This window comes from Streptosporangium canum, from assembly GCF_900113865.1.
In the GTDB taxonomy this organism is placed as follows: domain Bacteria; phylum Actinomycetota; class Actinomycetes; order Streptosporangiales; family Streptosporangiaceae; genus Streptosporangium; species Streptosporangium canum.
In genome coordinates this window covers 1-18,762 of the sequence record NZ_FOQY01000064.1, presented here as the reverse complement: position 1 = coordinate 18,762, position 18,762 = coordinate 1, and the positions used below count along the sequence as shown (strand labels likewise).

Genomic DNA, 18,762 nt, shown 5'->3' with positions numbered 1-18,762 from the left:
GACCACGCTGTCGGCGAGTGCCTTCTTGCGTTCGATCATCTCGTCGATCCGTTCTTCCAGGGTGTCCACGCAGATGAACTTGCGGACCTGGACGTTCCTGCTCTGGCCGATCCGGAAGGCCCGGTCGGTGGCCTGGTTCTCCACCGCCGGGTTCCACCACCGGTCCACGTGGATCACGTGGTTGGCGGCGGTCAGGTTGAGGCCGGTGCCGGCCGCTTTCAGCGACAGCAGCAACAGCATCGGCTCGTCGTCGTGCTGGAAGCGCTCGACCAGTTCCTCGCGCCGGTTCTTGGGCAGTCCGCCGTGCAGCCACAGCACCGGCCGGTCCAGGTGGGCGGTCAGGTAGGGCTGCAGGAGGGAGCCGAACTCGGTGTACTGGGTGAAGACCAGGGCCTTGTCGCCCTCCTCGACGATCTCCTCGGCCAGTTCCTCCAGGCGGGCCAGCTTCCCCGACCGGCCGGCCAGCCGCGAGCCGTCCTTGAGCAGGTGGGCGGGGTGGTTGCAGATCTGTTTGAGCCGGGTCATCGTGGCCAGCACGTTGCCCCGCCGCTCGATGCCCCGGGAGCCGTCGATCCTGTCCAGCATGTCGTTCACCACGGCCTTGTACAGCTCCGCCTGCTCCGGCGTGAGCGTGCACCACACCTTCATCTCCAGCTTCTCCGGCAGGTCGGAGATGATCGTCTTGTCGGTCTTGAGGCGCCGCAGCACGAACGGCCCGGTGGCGCGCCGGAGGGCGGCGGCCGCCGTCTCGTCGCCGTCCCGCTCGATCGGCTCCTGGTAGCGCTCCCTGAACGTCCTGGCCGGGCCGAGCAGCCCGGGGTTGCAGAACTCCATGATTGACCAGAGCTCGGCGAGGTGGTTCTCCACCGGGGTGCCGGTCAGCGCCAGCCGGGTGCGGGCGGGAATCGACCGCACCGCCCGCGACTGCTGCGCCGCGCTGTTCTTGATCGCCTGCGCCTCGTCGCAGACCACCCTCGCCCAGGTGAAGCCCGTCAGGGCCGTCCGGTCCCGCAGGGCGGTGCCGTACGTGGTGAGGACGAGGTCCGCCTGCCCCACCCGCCGGGCCAGCTCCTCCGCACGCAGCCGGGCGGTGCCGTGGTGCAGGTAGACATCCAGGGACGGGGCGAACCTGGCGGCCTCCTTCTGCCAGTTGCCGAGCAGGGACATCGGGCAGACCAGCAGTGTCGGTCCGGGCCGGGCGCCCGCCGCGCGCTCGGACAGGAGCAGGGACAGGGTCTGGGGGGTCTTGCCCAGGCCCATGTCGTCGGCGAGGATGCCGCCGAGCCCGATGTCCGACATGAAGGCGAGCCAGGACAGCCCGCGCTGCTGGTACGGCCGGAGCGCGCCGTGGAAACCAGCCGGGGTCGTGGTCGGTCCGAGGCGGCGGTCGGCCTCACCGGACAGCAGGTCACCGAGGCGGCCGTCGGCGTCCACCGCGACGATCGGCAGCGCGTCGTCGTCGCGGTGGACGACCTCCTGGATCACCTCGCCGACCGTCATCTCGCCCGTCCGGTGCCTCTCGACCGCCCTCAGCGCGGCGTCGAGCTGCCGGTCGTCCAGCTCGACCCAGCGGCCCCGCACCTGGACCAGCGGCAGCTTGAGCCTGACCAGCTCGGCCAGTTCCTCCTCGCTGACCGGCTCGTCGCCGATCGCCAGGTCCATGCGGAAGTCCACGAGCTGGTGCAGCCCGAACCCCTGGCCGACTGCCGCTTTCGGGCCGGTCCGCTTCGAACGGGCCGTGAGCTTGAGCCCCAGCCCCGTCCGGCCGGCCCAGGCGGGCAGTTGCACGCCGAACCCGGCCGCCTGCAGGAGCGGGGCGGCCTGGCGGAGAAAGGTGAACGCGCCCGCCGTGTCGAGGACGAGCTCCGACGGCCGGGGACCGCGCAGCGCCCTCTCCACCTCGGGGTACAGCCGTGCCGCGCGGCCGAGCCCCGCGAGCAGGGTCTCCTCGGGGCGGGCGGGGAGGCCGGGGGCCGTCTCGCCCGCCCACAGGAGCGGCGCGGGCAGGTAGAGGCTCGGGTCCTTCGACGACTGGACGGCGAACTCCACCCGCCACAGGGGCCGTCACGCTGTGGGGTCGGGCGGCCGCCGTACTCCGCGACGAGGTCGGCGTCAGGTCCGGGATCGGGCCCGGGGCCGGTCTCGGGTTCGGGCTCGGTCAGGCGGAAGCAGACCCTGGCGGGGCCGTCGAGCAGGTGCGCCGACCTGAACCATTCCTGGAGCGGCTTGGCCAGTTTGTCCGCCTCGGCTCGCGTCAGACCGGGAAGCGCGGCGTCCTCTCCGGTGAGGGCGGCCATCCAGCGGTCCGTGAGGGGGCTGCGGAGCCCCGGCCGGCGCCCGCCGAGCAGCCGATCGGGGAGCGCCTGCCGTACCGCCGCGTCGGTCAGACCGGCCAGGGCCTCGATCAGGACATGGGACGAGGGCCGCTCCTCGGTGACGGCGCGGCAGACGGGAGGCATCGCGGTGGCGAGATCGCGGAAGCGGGCAGCGTGGGGGCCGGTCAGCACGGGACGCCACCGCGCCGCGTGGCCGCCTCCCTCGGCGACGAGCTGGGGCAGCACCCGACCATGGCGGACCAGGCTACGGGCGTAGGCGGCGACGACGGTGAGATACCGCAGGGAGGCCCCCGGGGCCGGCGTCCGCGGCCCCTCGTCCGGAGACTCGCCGGGCCCGTACGCCTGCGCGGGGAGATGGGTCATCTCGTCAACGGAGCCGAGCAGGCCCAGTGCCCGGCCCGGCTCGACCAGCAGGGCGGGCACCCGCCAAGCGCTGATCTTCGGCTGCCGCGCGGTGACCTCCGCCCCGGACTCGGGAGAGGGCAGCGGGCTCCGCGCCGAGCTGGGGAGGAGCAGGGTGAGCTCGTCGGCGACGGCCGTGCCCGCGGCGGTCACCGCGGCCTCTCCCCAGAGCGACAGCCCGTCGACCAGGCCGGCCGCCGAAGCCGCGAACGGGTGCGGGCGGACCTTCGCACGAGAGGCGCCCGGGGCGAGACCGGCCGGATCCTCCGCCCACAGCGCCAGCCTGTCGCCGACCCAGGCCCCGTGGATCACCAGCACCGCCATGCCTCCTTCACTCCACGAAAAACCGTAACAGCCGCGTGCGGACGGCCGGTCCTTCACCGCGGCATCCAGGGCCGAGGCCGCACAGCGCCGCGACCGTGACCGTGGGTGCCCGGGGCGGAGGCGCCGGGGTCGTGCCGGCGGCACCCCGGACACGGGGGTGATCGGCGTCGATCGCCGGACGGCGTGCCGGTTACCCTGGGGCACGTGAGCGATCCTCTGGTGGCGCGGATGCGCGAGTTCGGCACAACGATCTTCGCTGAGATGTCGGCGCTCGCCGTACGGACCGGCTCGATCAACCTGGGGCAGGGCTTCCCCGACACCGACGGGCCCGCGGCGATGCTCGAGCGGGCGGTGACGGCGATCCGCGGCGGCTTCAACCAGTATCCCCCCGGCCCCGGCGTCCCCGAGCTGCGCCAGGCCGTCTCCGAGCACCGCAAGGACCACTACGGCCTGGTCTACGACCCCGACGGCGAGGTCCTCGTCACGGTCGGAGCCACCGAGGCCGTCGCGGCCGCGATCCTGGCGCTGTGCGGTCCCGGCGACGAGGTGATCGCCTTCGAGCCGTACTACGACTCCTACGCCGCCTCCGTCGCCCTGGCCGGAGCCGTGCTCCGGCCCGTCACCCTGCGCCCGGTCGAGGGCCGCTTCACCTTCGACCCGATGGAACTGCGCGCCGCCGTCGGCCCGCGCACCCGGGCGATCCTGGTCAACTCCCCGCACAACCCCACCGGCACGGTCTTCACCCGTGCCGAGCTGGAGGAGATCGCCCTCCTGTGCCAGGAGCACGGCCTGATCGCCCTCACCGACGAGGTCTACGAGCACCTCACCTTCGACGGCGTCGAGCACATCCCCCTGGCCACCCTCCCCGGCATGCGCGACCGCACCGTGATGATCTCCTCGGCGGGCAAGACCTTCTCGGTGACCGGCTGGAAGACCGGCTGGGTCTGCGCCCCGCCCGAGCTCGTCCGCGCCGTCCAGACCGTCAAGCAGTTCCTCACCTTCACCGCCGCCGCGCCCTGGCAGCTCGCCGTCGCCTACGGCCTGCGCCACGAACTCGGCTGGGTCTCCTCGCTCCGGGCCGACCTGCAGGCCAAGCGCGACCGCCTGACGGCCGGGCTCTCCGCGGCGGGCTTCGACGTCTACCGCCCGGCCGGCACCTACTTCGTCCAGACCGACATCCGCCCGCTCGGCTTCACCGACGGTCTCGCCCTCACCCGCGAGCTGCCCTCCCTGGCGGGCGTGGTCGCCATCCCCACCCAGGTCTTCTACGCCCATCCCGAGCGCGGCAGTCACTTCGTCCGCTTCGCCTTCTGCAAGAAGGACGAGGTCATCGACGAGGCCGTGAGCCGCCTGACGCGACTGGGTAAAGCAGGGGACAACTTCGAGTAACGAGACTTGTGCTCTCCGTAGTGGTATCGCTCTGATACCAATGGCGTTCTACGATGGGAGGCATGGCTATGACTCTTCGCTTGAACGACGAACAGACCGAGGCTCTGCGCAAGCGCGCCGATGAGGAAGGGCGCAGCATGCAGCAGATCGTACTCTCGGCGTTGGAGGAGTATCTCGCCCGGCGCAGCGACGATGAGGAGGTCCACCGTCTGGGTGTGAAGTCCGTCGAGCGCTGGCGGACAGTCCTTGATCGGTTGGGGCAATGACCAGATACCTGACACTGGAGCAGGTCCTCGATCTCGCGGAACTCGTCATCGGAGACGTCCTTGCGATTCGCGACCTGGGACTGCTGGACTCCGCTGTGCATCGGCCGGGCGCGTCCATGTTCGGGCAGGACGCCTATCCCGACCTGTTCACCAAGGCTGCGGCACTGCTGCAGTCTCTGGCCATCAATCATCCCCTCGTCGACGGGAACAAGCGGCTGGCATGGCTGGCCACGGACACATTTCTCCGATTCAACGGTGTCGAGGTCAACGCCGGTGACGATGAGGTTTATGACCTGGTTGTCAGTGTGGCGGCCGGAGATATCGGTGATCTCAAGCTGATCGCGGCAGCGCTCGGATCGTGGGCCTGAACCACGCCGATCACGAGGTGACACGGACCGGGAGGCGTCTGGCGCGGATCGCACCGCGGACGGCCTTGGCGAGCTGGGCGTATTCGGGGGTTCGGGCGGAGCTCGCGCGGTAGGCCAGGCCGATGGTGCGGCCGGGGACCGGGGGCTGGAATCGGCGCAGCGCCAGCCGTACCCGCTTGCCCGTCTCCACCGGGACGGCCGACTCCGGGAGCAGGGTCACGCCGAGGCCGCCGGCGACGAGCTGGACCAGGGTGGGGAGGCTGGTGGCGTAGGTGGCCGCGGTGGCGCGGGCGCCGACCTCGCGGCAGACGTCGATGGCCTGCTCGCGCAGGCAGTGCCCCTGGTTGAGCAGCACGATGTCCAGCCCCTTGAGCACGTCCCGGTCCAGCGGCCCGTCCCCCTCCGCCAGGGGGTGGTCGGAGGGGAAGGCGAGCAGGAAGTCCTCGTCGTAGAGGGGCTCCTCGACCAGGCCGGCCGTCTCCGTCGGCAGCGCCAGCAGCACCAGGTCGAGGCGGCCCTCGCGCACCTCCTCCAGGATGGTCTCGGTCTTGGCCTCGTGCACGGTCAGCTTGAGCCGCGGGAACCGGCGCGCGAACATCGGCAGCAGCGCGGGAAGCACGTAGGGGGCCACCGTGGGGATCACTCCCAGGTGCGCCGGGCCGTGGAAGGGCTCCCGGCTGTGGGCCACCTCGCCCATCAGGTCCCCGACCGCCTTGAGCACCCGCGCGGCGTGCACCGCCACCCGGTCGCCCGCCGGGGTGAGCAGGACCTTCCTGGTGGTCCGTTCCAGTAACTGAGTGTGCAAAGTCTCCTCAAGGGCCGACACCGCACTCGACAAAGCGGGCTGGCTCATCCGGAGCGAGACGGCGGCCTCCCTGAAGTGGAGGTGATCGGCGACCGCGAGGAATGCCCGCAGCTGGGCCAGGGTGGGCGTGGGCTCATTGATAGGAAACACCTCTCAGATTGCTCTGACTGCTCGATTTCTCTGATCAATGCTAGATGCGGCAGGGTAGGGCCCGACAACGACGTCCTCTTCAAAGGAGATCCGGACTTGCTCACCGTCGGTGACCGCTTCCCTGAGTTCGAACTGACCGCCTGCGTCTCCCTGGACGCGGACAGCGCATTCGCCGAGATCAACCACAAGTCCTACGACGGCAAGTGGAAGATCTACTTCGCGTGGCCGAAGGACTTCACCTTCGTCTGCCCGACCGAGATCGCCGAGTTCGGCCGTCTGGAGGGCGAGTTCGCCGACCGCGACGCTCAGGTCCTGGGTTTCTCCGTCGACTCGGAGTACGTCCACCACGCCTGGCGCAAGGACCACCCGGACCTGCGTGACCTGCCCTTCCCGATGCTGTCGGACGTCAAGCGCGAGCTCTGCGCCGAGCTGGGCATCCTTGGCGCCGACGGTGTCGCCCAGCGCGCCACCTTCATCGTGGACCCCAACAACGAGATCCAGTTCGTCATGGTGACCGCGGGCTCCGTCGGCCGCAACGTCAAGGAGGTCCTCCGGGTCCTCGACGCGCTCCAGTCGGACGAGCTCTGCCCGTGTAACTGGAACAAGGGCGACAAGGGTCTCGACGACAAGAAGCTGATGGCCGGATGAGCGTCGACGCTCTGAAGAACGCTCTTCCGGCGTACGCCAAGGACATCAAGCTCAACCTGGGCTCGGTCGTGACGACGTCGTCGCTGACCGACCAGCAGCTCTGGGGTGCGGTCCTGGCGTGCGCGCTGGCCACCAAGTCGGCCCGCGTGATCGCCGAGGTCTCCGCCGAGGCGGCCGGCAACCTGTCGGACGAGGCCTTCCAGGCGGCCAAGGGCGCCAACGCCATCATGGCGATGAACAACGTCTACTACCGGTCGGTCCATCTGATCGGCGACGAGACGTACGCCACCATGCCGGCCAAGCTCCGCATGACGATCATCGGCAACCCGGGCGTCGACAAGGTCGACTTCGAGCTCTGGTGTCTCGCGGTGTCGGCGATCAACGGCTGTGGCCGCTGCCTGGAGTCCCACGAGCAGGTGCTGCGCCAGTCGGGCATGTCCCGCGAGCAGATCCAGGAGGCCCTCCGGATCGCCGCGGCGGTCAACGCCGTGGCGGCCACGCTTGAGGCCGAGGCGGCTCTGCTCACGGTCTGAGCCCCGGGGGTACGGGTCTTCGAGATTCCGGGCCCGCCGGGCTCTCCGGCGACGGGCGGGTGTTCCACGGAACACCCGCCCGTCCGCGTATCGCGCCCCGGCGCGCCGGACGGCCCGCGGACGGCACGAAAAGTGCCCGGGACCGGCGGAGAGGGCCGGGCCCGGGCACTGCGGGGATGGTCCTATTCGGCCGGGACCGGAGGAGCGGTCGGGTCGGCGGGGGTGGCGGGGGTGGTCTGGGACGAGCGGAGCGGGATCTCCTTCAGCATCAGGGTGGCCACCGCGGCCAGGACCGCGATGGGCACGCCCACCAGGAAGACCATGTGGATGGCCCGGGTGAAGGCCTCCAGGACCACCTCCAGCACCGGGGCGGGCAGGTGGCGGATGGCGTCGGGGGAGCCGAGGCTGGGGGTCGCGCCGCCGGTGAGGGGCAGGTGGGCGGCCTTGGCCAGGGAGATCAGCTCCGCGCTGAGCCGGTTGGACAGGATGGCGCCGAAGGCCGCCACACCGACCGCGCCGCCCAGGGAGCGGAAGAAGGCCACACCCGAGGTGGTGGAGGCCAGGTCGGCGCGGGTCACGGCGTTCTGCGCGGCCAGGATCAGGATCTGCATGGAGGCGCCGAGGCCGATGCCCAGCACCGCGATGTCGAGGCCGACGACCACCAGCGAGCTGTCGACGTGCAGCCGGGAGAGCAGGAACAGGCCGAGCGCGACCAGCAGCATGCCGGCGACGGGGAAGATCTTCCACCGGCCGGTCTGGCTGACGAAGCGGCCGACCAGGATCGAGGAGACGAGCAGGCCGAGCACCATGGGCAGGGTCATCAGGCCGGAGCCGGTGGGGCTCATGCCCTTGACGATCTGCAGGTACTGCGGGAGGAACATCAGCGCGCCGAACATCGCCGCGCCGACCAGCAGGGATGCGACGCTGGTGAGCACGAAGGTGTGGTTGCGGAACAGGCGCGGAGGCAGGATGGGGTCGGCGGCCCGGCGTTCGGCGACGACGGCGAGGCCGAACATCACCAGGCTGAGCGCGCCCAGGCCGTAGGACCACGGGGAGTTCCAGTCGAACTCCTTGCCGCCCAGGGACAGCAGCAGCATCAGCGCGGTGGTTCCGCCGGTGATGAAGGTGGCGCCCCACCAGTCGACCTTGGTGTCGTGGCGGACGAGCGGCAGCTTGAGCACCTTCTGGATGACGACGAACGCGACCAGAGCCAGCGGCACGCAGATCCAGAACGTCCAGCGCCAGGACATGTTGTCGACGATGAATCCGCCCAGCAGCGGGCCGGCGACGGTGGAGACGCCGAAGACCGCGCCCATGTAGCCGGAGTAGCGGCCACGCTCGCGGGGCTCGACCACGTCGCCCAGGATGATCTGCGGCAGCGCGGCGAGTCCGCCGGCGCCGATGCCCTGCACGGCCCGGGCCGCGATGAGCTGGCCCATGTCCTGGGAGAAGCCCGCGGCGATGGAGGAGACCGTGAAGACGACCAGGGAGACCTGGAACATGAACTTGCGGCCGTAGAGGTCCGACAGCTTGCCCCAGAGCGGGGTGGAGGCCGTCATGGTGAGCAGCGTCGCGCTGGCCACCCAGGCCAGCTGGTCCTGACCGCCGAGCGTGCCCACGATCGTCGGCAGCGCGGTTCCCACCACGGACGTCGCGATCATCGACGTCAGCATGGCGAGCATCAGTCCGGCCAAGATCTCCAGCACCTGCTTGTGCGTGAAGCGCGGTGCGGCCTCGGCCTGGGCCTGTTGTTCGGTCAGCATGAAGCATCCCCCAATGTGTGTACGATACATGTGAAGTTAGTAGACGCTTGTTTACTGGTCAAATCTGGAAGGATCGGACGGGTGGATGAGGTACGGCAGCGCGACCGGGCAGGCACCCGGCGCCGCATTCTCGACGCCGCCCGGAAGCTGTTCACCGAGCTGGGCTACGACCAGGTGACGATGCGGCTGATCTCCGCGGAGGCGGACGCCAACGTCGCGCTGATCAACCGCTACTTCGGTTCCAAACGGGAGCTGTTCGCCGAGGTGCTCGCCATGCAGGGCCGCTTCCCCGGAGTGCTGGACGTTCCCGAGGAAGAGCTGCCCCGGCGCCTGGCGGAGTACGTCGCCGAACGCCTCCGGTCGGAGCAGGCGAGCCCGGTCATGGCGGCGCTCATCCGGTCGGCGTCCTGCTCGGAGATCCACGGGCTCATCCGGGACCGGGTCAGCTCGGCGATCCTGGAGCCGCTGGCCGCACGGCTGCCCGGACCGGAAGCGATCTTCCAGGCGGCTGTCGCGACCGCGCTCATCACCGGCGCCGGCACCCTGAGCCAGCTCTACGGCCCGGACGCGTTCGACGCGCCCGACCGGGAGACCGTGATCAGACGGCTCACCGCGGTCTTCGAGGCCTGCCTCAGGGCGTGACCGCCTCCCGCCGGGACGTCCGCGCCGGCCCCGTCCGCGGTTCCGCGGCCGCGGTGCTCCGGCCCGCGGCGGAGCCCCGTCCGTCCGCGGCGACCTCCGGCGCGGGAGGCGGCGCCGCCCGTGGCGGCGCCCGGTTCAGGAGGCGACGCCGGCCGCGGGAGGGCTGCCGGGGGCCTTGACGATCCGGCAGGCCGTACCCGGCACGTGGTCGACCTGCAAGGTGGTGTGGTCGATGTGGAAGCGCTCGTGGAGCAGCTCGGCGAGCTCGCGGCGGATCCGGTGGCAGTCGCCGCCGGTCTTGACGATCACGTGCGCGGACAGCGCGGGGAAGCCGCTGGTCACGGTCCACACATGAAGGTCCTCCACGCCGGTGACGTCGCCGTGGGCGGCGATCGCGGCACTCACCTCGGCGGGGTGCACGCCGGGGGGCGCGGCCTCGAACAGGATGCGCCCGGCGTCGCGCAGCAGGCCGTAGGCGGATTTGGCCATCAGCGCCGCGACGACCAGGGCGGCGATCGCGTCCGCCCGGCCCCAGCCGGTGAGCCAGACGACCGCGCCCGCGATCGCGGTGGCGATGAAGGCGTACATGTCGTTGAGGATGTGCTGGAAGGCGCCCTCCACGTTGAGGCTGCTCCGGTCGGCCCTGGCGATGAGCCAGGCGGCGACCGCGTTGACCGCGATCCCGGCCAGGGCCGTGCCGAAGACCAGCAGCCCCTTGACCTCGGGCGGTTCGATGAGCCGGCGCACGCCCTCGTAGACGAAGTAGACGACGAGCAGCACGAACGTCAGCCCGTTGATCGCCGCCGACAGGATCTCGGCGCGCTTCCAGCCGAAGGTGTAGGCGCCGCGGGCGGGGCGGGCGGCCATGCTCATCGCGATCAGGGCGAGCGCGATGGAGGCGGCGTCGGTGAGCATGTGCCCGGCGTCGGAGATCAGCGCGATGGAGTTGGCGATGACGCCGATGACGACCTCGGCCGCCATGAAGACGACCAGGAGGGCGAGCGCCGCCGCCAGGTAGCGGCGGTCCGAGTCCGCGCCGTGCCCATGGCCGTGGCCGTGTCCGTGACCCATCGTAAGATCCATTCCATCAACACTTGAACAGTTGCTCAGATGTTAAGCAAGTTAAGCCTAACAGGGCAACATCCCGCTCTGTGTCGACGCGGATTGAAGGGATAATTCGCTGGGGGCAAAATACTAACTTTCCGCATAAAACCGAGCGGTAGCTTGTGCGGCGCAGGCCTGGGACCGGCTGATCTTTCCTCCTATGTTGGGTTGTCTTGCCGTCACGGGAGATGACCAGATGTCCTTTGTGGAGCGGGTGCGCACGCAGGCCGACCGGTACGGGCACGAACGGTCGTACACCTTCGTGGAGGACCGCAGGGGCGAGCTCGCCGAGAGCCGCCTGACCTTCGCCGAGATCGACACGCGGGCCAGGTCCACGGGAGCGTGGCTGGCCGGGCGGCGGGCGGCGGACCAGACGGCGCTGCTGCTCTACCCCGCCGGCCTGGAGTTCCTGACCGCCTTCCTCGGCTGCCTGTACTCCCGCGTGATCGCGGTGCCCTCACCGCTGCCGCAGACCGACCCGCGCGCGCTGGAGCGGGCGGAGGGGATCATCAAGGACGCCGACGTACGGTTCGTGCTCACCGACTCGGCCAACCAGGCCATGCTCACCCGGTGGCTGCGCGACGTCGGCCTGGACGGCGCGGTCGAGTGCGTGGCCACCGACACCCTGGACCTGCCCGGCCCCGGCGAGTGGACGATGCCGGAGATCGGGCCGGACACGCTCGCCTACATGCAGTACACCTCCGGCTCCACCAGCGAGCCGCGCGGCGTCATGCTCACCCACGCCAACCTGCTCCACAACGAGGATGAGATCTGGCGGGCGATCGGCTCGCCGCGGGAGGGCGTGGGGGTCGGCTGGCTGCCGCACTACCACGACATGGGCCTGATCGGCATGCTGCTCCAGCCGATCTACTCGGGCGGCGACCTGTACTTCGCCTCGCCGATCGCCTTCGTCATGCGCCCCGCGCTCTGGATGGAGATGATCAGCCGCTACCGGGCCGGATACACCGTCGCGCCGAACTTCGCCTACGAGTGGTGCGCCACCCGGGTCACCGACGGGCAGGCGGCCGGCCTCGACCTGTCCAGCCTGCGGTTCGCGCTCAACGGGGCCGAACCGGTCCGTACCGGCACGCTGCGCGCCATGGTCGGGCGCTTCGGGGCCGCCGGTTTCAGCGAGAAGGCCTGGGCGCCGGCGTACGGCATGGCCGAGGCCACCCTGGTGGTCACCGCGACCCCGCTGGGGCACGGGCCGCTGATCCGCCGCTTCGACACCGGCGCGCTGGAGCGGAACGAGGCGGTCCCCGCGCCGGACGGCGTGGAGCTGGTCGGCTGCGGGCGGCCGATCAGCATGACCGTGCGCATCGTCGCCCCCCAGACCCGCGCGGTCCTGCCGGACGGGAGCGTCGCCGAGATCTGGGTGCGCGGCGCGAGCGTCGCGCGGGGCTACTGGCAGCGGGGGGAGGCCAGTGGCGACACCTTCGGCGGGCGCACCGCCGACGGCGACGGGCCGTTCCTGCGGACCGGGGACCTCGGCTTCCTGCTCGACGGGGAGCTCTACGTCACCGGCCGGAGCAAGGACGTCATCATCGTCAACGGGCGCAACCTCTACCCGCAGGACCTGGAGGAGGCGGCCCGGGAGGCGCACCCGTCGCTGGGCGCCGCGGCGGCCTTCGGGGTCGAGGCGGGAGGCGAGCACGTGGTGCTCGTCCAGGAGGTCCGCCGGCAGCGTCTGGGCGGCGTCTCCGCCGCGCAGGTCGCCCGCATGGTGCAGGGGGAGCTCGCCCGCGTGTTCGGCCTGCCGTCGATGAGCGTCGTGCTGGTCGAGCGCGGCGGGGTCGGCAAGACCACCAGCGGCAAGGTCCAGCGTTCCCGCACCCGCGACCTGCTGCTGGGCGGGTCGCTGCCCGTCGTCCACGCCGAGCTCACGGCGGCCGTCGCCGCGCACGCCGTACCGGCCGGACACGCCGTACCGGCCGGACACGCCGTACCGGCCGGGCCCGGCGCGCCGACCCCGCACCCCGTACCGACCGCGCACGCCGTAGCAGAAGGAGTGTGAGCATGTCCGCCGACGCCGGGATCGCCACCGACCTGGACGCCATTCGGGGCTGGCTGCGGGCCCAGGTGGCCTCGTACGTGATGCGCGCCCCCGAGGAGATCGACCCGCTGGTGCCGATCGCCCAGTACGGCATGGACTCGGTCTACTCGCTCAGCCTGTGCGGCGACATCGAGGCGGAGTACGGGCTGGAGATCGAGCCGACCCTCGCCTGGGAGCACCCGACGGTCGCGGCCATGGCGGACCACCTCCGGGGACGGTTGAGCGCGGGCTGATGACCGCTCTGCTGTGCGGCCGGCGCACGAAATGGGTGGTGCTGGTCATCTGGCTGGGCATCATCGGGACGGCCGTCTCCTTCGCCGGGCGGCTGGAGTCGGTGCAGAAGGACGACATCGCCGCCTACCTTCCCGAGAACGCCGACTCCGCGCGGGCGGTCAAGCGCATCCTCGGCATGCAGGGGGAGAACCTCTCTCCGGCGACGATCGTCTACGAGCGGCGTGAGGGCGTCACCACGGCCGACCGGGACGAGATCGCCCGGGACATGAAGGCGTTCGCCGGGATCGACGGGGTGGTGGCGGAGCTGCCCACGCCGACCGGGGGCAAGTCCTTCGGGCGGGCGGAGTTCGACAGGGAGCTCAAGCCGTACCGGGACGCCAGGGGGCGGCTGCCCGAGCAGCTGCAGGTGGTCGAGCGGAAGCTCCAGATGCCCAGGCTGACCAAGACGATCAAGCTGATCGCCGCGCAGCGGTCCAAGGACGGTCAGGCCGTCCAGGTCGTGGTCATCGTCCGGGACCAGGGCGGCAGGGAGACGGCCGAGGTCGTCGAGCGGGTGCGCCGGGTCGTCGACGCGGACCGTCCCGCCGGGCTGGCCGCGCACATCACGGGCATGGTCGGGTTCCAGGCCGACGCGCTCGCGGTGTTCTCGACCGTGGACACCAACCTGCTGCTGGCCGCGATGGGCGTGGCGGTGGTGGTGCTGCTGATCACCTACCGCAGCGTGATCCTCTGGCTGTTCCCGCTGAGCGTCGTGCTGGTGGGACTGGTCGTCGCGATGGGGGTCAACTACCTGCTCGCCGCCGCGGAGGTGATCACGGTCAGCAGTGTAGCGGTCTCGCTGCTCATGGTCCTGGTGATCGGCGCGGGGACCGACTACGCGCTGCTGCTCATCGCCCGCTACCGGGAGGAGCTGGGCAGGCACGAGGACCGGCACGAGGCGATGGCGGTCGCGCTGCGCCGGGCCGGGCCGGCGGTGCTGGCGAGCGCGGCGACCGTGGTGGCCGGGCTGCTCTGCCTGCTGGTGGCCGACCTCAACTCCACCAAGGGGCTCGGGCCGGTCTCGGCGGTCGGCGTGGCCGGCGTGATGCTCGCCATGATGACGCTGCTGCCGGCCGTGATGGTCGTCTTCGGGCGGTGGGTGTTCTGGCCGCTCATCCCGCGCTGCCGGCCCTCGGCGCGGCCGGACCACGCCCCGGGAGGCGAGAGGGAGGGCGGGGCGGGCCGGTCCGGCGGGCGGGGGCCGGCGCGGCCGTCCGGCACGGCGGGGGAGCCGGCAGGGGAGCCCCCTGCCGACGCCGGAATCTGGGGCTCTTTAGGCCGAAAAATCGCGAGAAATCCCCGGCTTGTGTGGGTGGTCACCGTCATCGGGCTGGGCGTGTGCGCGTCCGGGCTGGCCTCCTACAAGGCGGGCGGGCTGAGCAACGCCGACGTGTTCCTCGGCAGGCCGGACTCGGTCGTCGGGCAGGAGGCCGCCGCGAGGCACTTCCCGGCCGGAGCGGCCGACCCGGTCCAGGTGGTCACCACCGAGCAGTACGTCAGGGACGTGATCGTGGACACCGCCCAGCGGCCCGAGGTCACCGCGATCTCGCTGGGCGCGGCGGGAAACGGCGACATCCTGCTCAACGTGACCGTGCGCGCCGGCGACGGCGAGGAGTCCGAGCAGCAGGAGGTGCTCGCCCTGCGCGACCGGCTGCGGGCGGTGGCCGCCCCCGACGTCAACGTCGGCGGGAACGTGGCGCTCGTCGCCGATCTGGAGCGGGGCGCGCAACGGGACCGCGCGCTGATCATCCCGCTGGTGCTCCTGGTGGTCTTCGTGGTGCTGGCCCTGCTGCTGCGCTCGCTCGTCGCGCCGCTGCTCCTGCTGGCGACCGTCGTGGTGTCGTTCCTGGCGACCCTGGGGATCAGCTCGCTGGCCTTCGCCCACCTGTTCGGCTTCGCCGGGGTCGACCAGGGGTTCGTCCTGCTGGTCTTCGTGTTCCTGGTGGCGCTGGGGGTGGACTACAACATCTTCCTGATGCACCGGGTGCGGGAGGAGGCGCACCGGCACAGCACCGCGCACAGCGCGATCCTCGGCCTCGGCGCGACCGGCGGCGTGATCACCTCGGCCGGGGTCGTGCTCGCGGGCACCTTCGCGGTGCTCGTGGTGCTGCCGCTGACGCAGACCGTGCAGATCGCCTTCGCGGTGGCGGTGGGCGTGCTGCTCGACACGATGATCGTCCGCTCGGTGCTCGTCACCGCGCTGACCCTGGACGTCGGCGACGCCGTCTGGTGGCCGAGCCGGCTGGCGAGGGGGCTGTCCTGGTGGCACCGCGCGGGGCGGCCGGTCCGGCGGCAGGGCCCCCGGGTGCGGCCTCAGGTCATGCTCCGGCCCCGGGGTCTGGTGCGGCCGCGCGTCATGCTCAGATCCAGCCGGGTCGTCTTGATGAAAGGCGAAAAAATGGAGGGTGAGTTTAGCGGGAAATGACAAATTCCATTATTGCGATATAGATCACACCTGTGGTTTACTGCCAGGTAACAAACGTGGGGCAGATAGTCGCACACAATGCGTTTCTTCCCCTCTGAGGTGCTGATACGCACCCATCAGGCATTTCTTCGGCCAAGGTGGAAAGCGTGGCGACGGTGCTTGTTCCGGGTTCCTTCCTGCCATTGTCCGCAGCGCAGAGTGGAATGTGGCACGCCCAGCGGATCACCCCTGGGGACCCGATCCATATCGCCCAGTACATTGAGATCTCGGGGCCGGTGGACCCGGTGCTCTTCGCCTCGGCCGTCCGCCTGGCGGCCCGGGAGGTCGACGCGATCCATGTCCGGATCGTCGAGGGCGGGCAGATCGTCGAGGAGCGGGAGCCCGCCTGCCCCTTCCTCGACCTCGGAGACGAGCGGACCGCCCTGGCGTGGATGCGGGCCCAGCTCGCCTCCCCCTTGGGCGAGGACTCGCTGCTGGCCACCGCCCTGCTGCGGGTCGCCGACGACCGCTACCTCTGGTACCTGCGCTGCCATCACGTGATCATGGACGGCTACAGCGGGCCGATGATCGCCCAGCGCCTGGCGGAGGTCTACACCGCGCTGGCCGAGGGGCGCGACCCCGAGCCCGGCGGCCTCGGGTCACTGGCCACCCTCCTGGAGGAGGACGCCGCCTACCGCGCCTCCGGCCGCTTCGAGGCCGACCGCCGCCACTGGCTGGGCAAACTCGCCGACCTGCCCGCCGTGCCCGCCCTCTCCTCCGGTACGGCCGTCGCCACGTCGCGCTTCCACCGGTGGAGCGCGAGGCTGGGGGAGCGTGACGCCGCCGCCCTGACGGAGGCGGCCCTCTCCCACGGGACGGCCGTGTCCGGACTCATGATCGCCGCTGTCGCGGCCTTCGTCGGACGTCTCACCGGGGCCCAGGAGGTGGTCCTCGGGCTGGCGGTCACCGCCCGGACCACGCCGGCGGCCCGGCGCACCCCCGGCATGGTCTCCAACGTGCTCCCGCTCCGCCTGGCCGTACGGCCGCAGACGACCTTCGGGGAGCTCGTCGGGCAGGTCACCCGGGAGGTCGGGCGGCTGCTGGTGCACCAGCGCTACCGGTATGAGGACCTGCGCCGGGAGGTGCGCGGGCGGCTGTTCGGACCGGTCGTCAACATCATGCGCTTCGACTACGACCTGAAGTTCGCCGGCCACGCCGCCACCGCGCACCCGCTGTCCACCGGGCCGATCGAGGACCTGTCGATCAACCTCTACGACGGTTCCGACGGGCGCGGCGTCCGCATCGACTTCGACGGCCACCCCGAGCTGTACGGCGAGGCCGAGCTGGCCGACCACCACGACCGGTTCCTGCGCTGCCTGACCCAGATCGCCCAGGCCGGGCCGGACCTGCGCGTCGGCGCGATCGAACTGCTCGACGAGGCCGAGCGGGCACTCCTCGGCGACTGGGGCGGCGCGCCGCGCGGGGTGCCGGGCGGCACCGCCGTCACCCTGTTCGAGGAGCAGGTACGGCGACGCCCTGAGGCCGTGGCCGTCGTGGCCGGGGACACCGAGGTCACCTACGCCGAGCTGAACGTCCGGGCCAACCGGCTGGCGCACCACCTCATCGCCCGGGGCGCCGGACCCGACCGCTACGTCGGGCTGTCGGTGCCCCGCTCGCTCGACATGGTGGTCGCGTTCCTGGCGATCCTGAAGTCCGGTGCCGCCTACCTGCCGCTGGACCCCGACTACCCGCGGGACCGCCTCGCGGTGATGCTCGCCGACGCCGCGCCGCCGATCGTGGTCACCTGCGCGGCGGCCGGGCTCCTTCCGCCGCCCGGGGCGGAGGTCGTCATGATGGACACCTGGACCGGCGACGGCCTCCCCGATTCCGATCCGGTGACCGCGCTGCTGCCCGGCCACCCGGCCTACGTCGTCTTCACCTCCGGCTCGACCGGCCTGCCCAAGGGCGTGCTGGTCACCCACGCGGGCCTGCCGGGCTACGCGCGGACCGAGATCGACCGGTACGCGGTGACCGAGGACAGCCGGGTGCTCCAGTTCGCCTCGATCGGGTTCGACGGGGCGGTACTGGAGTGGCTGATGGCCTTCTCCTCGGGGGCGGCGCTCGTGCTGGCCCCCGCCGGGATCTACGGCGGGGAGCCGCTCGGACGCTTCCTCGCCGAGGCGCGCGTCACCCACGCCTTCGTCACCCCGGCCGCGCTGGCGACGATCCCGGAACGGCCGCTCCCCGACCTGAGAACGCTGCTGGTCGGCGGCGAGGTCTGCCGCCCCGAGCTGGTCCGCCGCTGGTCCGCCGGCCGCCGGATGATCAATGTGTACGGTCCTACCGAGACCACGGTCGTGGTCGCCACCAGCGATCCGCTGACCTCTCCTGACGACACCCCGATCGGCCGCCCGGTCTACGACACCCGCCTGCACGTCCTGGACCCCGGCCTGCGTGCGGTCCCGCCCGGCGCGGCCGGCGAGCTGTACGTCGCCGGTCCGAGCGTGGCCCGGGGCTACCTCAACCGGCCCGGCCTGACGTCCGAGCGGTTCGTCGCCGATCCGTCCCAGGTCGGCGGGCGGATGTACCGCACCGGAGACCTGGTCCGGTGGGGGGCCGACGGCCAGCTCCAGTACCTGGACCGGGCCGACCGGCAGGTCAAGGTGCGCGGCTTCCGGATCGAACTGGGCGAGATCGAGAGCGTGCTCGCCGACCACCCCGGCGTCGGTCAGGCGGCCGTGCTGGCCCGCGACGACCAGCCCGGGGACCGGCGCCTGGTCGCCTATGTCACCGGTACGGCGGACGCCGACGAGCTCCGGCGGCATGCCCGGCTGGCCCTGCCCGACTACATGGTCCCGGCCGCGATCGTGGTGCTGGAGGCGATGCCGCTGACGGCCAACGGCAAGCTGGACCGGCGGGCCCTGCCCGCGCCGGAGCGGGAGACCTCCGGCCGGGAGCCCGCGACGGATCGGGAACGGCTGCTGTGCGGGCTGTTCGCCGAGGTGCTGGGGGTGGAGCGGGCCGGAGCCGACGACGGGTTCTTCGACCTGGGCGGCGACAGCATCCTGGCGATCCAGCTCGTCGCCCGCGCCCGCGAGGCCGGGCTGGGACTCACGCCCAAGCACGTCTTCCAGCACCGGAGCCCGGAGGCTCTCGCGCTCGTCGCACACGAGGCCGTGGAGACGGCCGTCACCGGCGACGACGGGATCGGTCCGCTGCCGGTCACCCCGATCATGGCCTGGCTGGCGGAGCGGGGCGGGCCGATCGGCGGGTTCAGCCAGACGGTGGTTCTGCGGGTGCCT

At 71.4% G+C, this 18,762-nt stretch carries 14 protein-coding genes; 10 read left to right on the top strand and 4 right to left on the bottom strand.

Annotation, left to right across the window (positions count from 1 at the left end):
- Positions 1 to 2,049 (bottom strand): DEAD/DEAH box helicase (locus BM085_RS41655; RefSeq protein WP_245790002.1); only part of this gene is annotated, 2,049 nt, incomplete at its 3' end.
- Positions 2,050 to 3,266: 1,217 nt separating this feature from the next.
- Between BM085_RS41655 and BM085_RS41650 the strand changes: the two genes are divergently transcribed.
- The 3 genes from BM085_RS41650 (at position 3,267) to BM085_RS41640 (ending at position 5,085) form a co-directional block, all read left to right on the top strand.
- Positions 3,267 to 4,451 (top strand): pyridoxal phosphate-dependent aminotransferase, encoded by a 1,185-nt coding sequence (locus BM085_RS41650; protein ID WP_177245540.1) that lies wholly within the window; start codon positions 3,267 to 3,269, stop codon positions 4,449 to 4,451.
- Positions 4,452 to 4,531: 80 nt separating this feature from the next.
- Complete coding sequence (locus tag BM085_RS41645) at positions 4,532 to 4,717, top strand: CopG family transcriptional regulator (RefSeq protein ID WP_245790001.1); 186 nt, start codon at positions 4,532 to 4,534, stop codon at positions 4,715 to 4,717.
- On the top strand, positions 4,714 to 5,085 hold the full coding sequence (locus BM085_RS41640; protein ID WP_093892241.1) for a type II toxin-antitoxin system death-on-curing family toxin: 372 nt from the start codon (positions 4,714 to 4,716) through the stop codon (positions 5,083 to 5,085). The genes BM085_RS41645 and BM085_RS41640 overlap by 4 nt, the downstream gene beginning before the upstream one ends.
- A 10-nt stretch (positions 5,086 to 5,095) precedes the next feature.
- Here the strand turns inward: BM085_RS41640 and BM085_RS41635 are convergent, their stop codons facing one another.
- The gene (locus tag BM085_RS41635; protein WP_093892240.1) at positions 5,096 to 6,040 is read right to left on the bottom strand and encodes a LysR substrate-binding domain-containing protein; all 945 of its coding nucleotides are present in this window, start codon (positions 6,038 to 6,040) and stop codon (positions 5,096 to 5,098) included.
- A 96-nt stretch (positions 6,041 to 6,136) separates the two neighbouring features.
- On the opposite strand from BM085_RS41635, the gene BM085_RS41630 reads away from it, so the two are divergent.
- Both BM085_RS41630 and ahpD read left to right on the top strand, forming a co-directional pair.
- On the top strand, positions 6,137 to 6,688 hold the full coding sequence (locus BM085_RS41630; protein ID WP_093892239.1) for a peroxiredoxin: 552 nt from the start codon (positions 6,137 to 6,139) through the stop codon (positions 6,686 to 6,688).
- Positions 6,685 to 7,221: an alkylhydroperoxidase, AhpD family gene (gene ahpD / locus BM085_RS41625; RefSeq protein ID WP_093892238.1), complete on the top strand. Its 537-nt coding sequence runs from the start codon at positions 6,685 to 6,687 to the stop codon at positions 7,219 to 7,221. The genes BM085_RS41630 and ahpD overlap by 4 nt, the downstream gene beginning before the upstream one ends.
- Positions 7,222 to 7,403: 182 nt before the next feature.
- On the opposite strand, the gene BM085_RS41620 is transcribed toward ahpD, so the two are convergent.
- A complete protein-coding gene (locus tag BM085_RS41620; RefSeq protein ID WP_093892237.1) occupies positions 7,404 to 8,984 on the bottom strand; it encodes an MDR family MFS transporter in 1,581 nt (526 codons plus the stop codon).
- Positions 8,985 to 9,065: 81 nt separating this feature from the next.
- Here BM085_RS41620 and BM085_RS41615 point away from each other — a divergent pair, with 81 nt between their 5' ends.
- Positions 9,066 to 9,626: a TetR/AcrR family transcriptional regulator gene (locus BM085_RS41615; protein ID WP_177245539.1), complete on the top strand. Its 561-nt coding sequence runs from the start codon at positions 9,066 to 9,068 to the stop codon at positions 9,624 to 9,626.
- Positions 9,627 to 9,761: 135 nt separating this feature from the next.
- Here BM085_RS41615 and BM085_RS41610 read toward each other — a convergent pair whose 3' ends face one another.
- A complete protein-coding gene (locus tag BM085_RS41610) occupies positions 9,762 to 10,697 on the bottom strand; it encodes a cation diffusion facilitator family transporter (protein ID WP_245790000.1) in 936 nt (311 codons plus the stop codon).
- 229 nt (positions 10,698 to 10,926) lie between these two features.
- Here BM085_RS41610 and BM085_RS41605 point away from each other — a divergent pair, with 229 nt between their 5' ends.
- From BM085_RS41605 to BM085_RS41590, 4 genes are all read left to right on the top strand, one after another.
- Entirely contained in the window at positions 10,927 to 12,744 is a 1,818-nt protein-coding gene (locus BM085_RS41605) for a fatty acyl-AMP ligase (protein ID WP_093892235.1), read from the top strand.
- Between the two features lie 2 nt (positions 12,745 to 12,746).
- On the top strand, positions 12,747 to 13,016 hold the full coding sequence (locus tag BM085_RS41600; RefSeq protein WP_093892234.1) for an acyl carrier protein: 270 nt from the start codon (positions 12,747 to 12,749) through the stop codon (positions 13,014 to 13,016).
- Positions 13,016 to 15,481 carry an MMPL family transporter gene (locus BM085_RS41595; RefSeq protein ID WP_093892233.1) on the top strand — a complete coding sequence of 822 codons (2,466 nt, stop codon included), beginning with the start codon at positions 13,016 to 13,018 and terminating at the stop codon, positions 15,479 to 15,481. The genes BM085_RS41600 and BM085_RS41595 overlap by 1 nt, the downstream gene beginning before the upstream one ends.
- Positions 15,482 to 15,627: 146 nt before the next feature.
- On the top strand, positions 15,628 to 18,762 hold a 3,135-nt coding region (locus BM085_RS41590; RefSeq protein WP_143121323.1), incomplete at its 3' end, for a non-ribosomal peptide synthetase.